The sequence below is a fragment of the Roseomonas acroporae genome (assembly GCF_023223525.1).
GTDB lineage: Bacteria > Pseudomonadota > Alphaproteobacteria > Acetobacterales > Acetobacteraceae > Roseomonas_E > Roseomonas_E acroporae.
Map to the genome: position 1 here is coordinate 1 of NZ_JALPRX010000278.1, position 701 is coordinate 701.

Below are 701 nucleotides of genomic sequence, written 5' to 3' on the forward strand. Positions count from 1 at the left end.
CCACCGCCCGGTCGTCCAGCTCGGCCTCCTCGACGGCGAGCGAGATCAGGCCGATGCGCTCCGCCTCGGCGCCCTGCAGCAGGTCGCAGGTCAGCAGGTAGTACTTCGCCTTGGCCATGCCGCAGAGCAGCGGCCAGACGATCGCGGCATGGTCGCCCGCCGCGACGCCGAGCCGCGTATGCCCGTCGGTGATGCGGCAGTCCTTCGTCGCGATCGAGATGTCCGCCAGGATGCCGCAGACCAGCCCGGCGCCGACCGCCACGCCGCGCATGGCGCTGACCACCGGCTTGCGGCAGTTGACCAGGTTGTAGACCATGTCGCGCGCCTCCCGCCACACGCGGGTCCGCGTCTCGAAATCCTCCGAGATCGCGCGCACCATCCCGAAGTCGCCGCCCGCCGAGAAGACCTTGCCGGCGCCGGTGATGATGGCGCAGGCGACGCTGTCGTCGGCGTCGATGTCGCGCCAGATCCGCACCAGCTCGGCGTGCATCGTGGCGTCGGCCGTGTTCATGCGGCCATTGTCCATGGTGACGCGCAGCACGCGCGGATGCGGCCGGTCGAAGCGAAGCCGCTCGTAGCCCTCGTAGCCGGTGCTCATCCCTGCTCCTCCCTCTCCTGCATGGCGTGCTGCGCCAGCGCCTCCACCGCCTCCGGATTGACGAGGCTGGACAGGTCGCCGGCGGGCTGGCCCGCCAGCGTCG

At 71.2% G+C, this 701-nt stretch carries 1 protein-coding gene; it reads right to left on the minus strand.

The annotated features are described in order from the left end of the window. Nucleotides 1-598, minus strand: a 598-nt coding sequence (locus tag M0638_RS28505; RefSeq protein ID WP_248670339.1) for an enoyl-CoA hydratase/isomerase family protein, incomplete at its 3' end; no start/stop codon positions are given. Between the last annotated feature and the right edge of the window lie 103 nt (nt 599-701).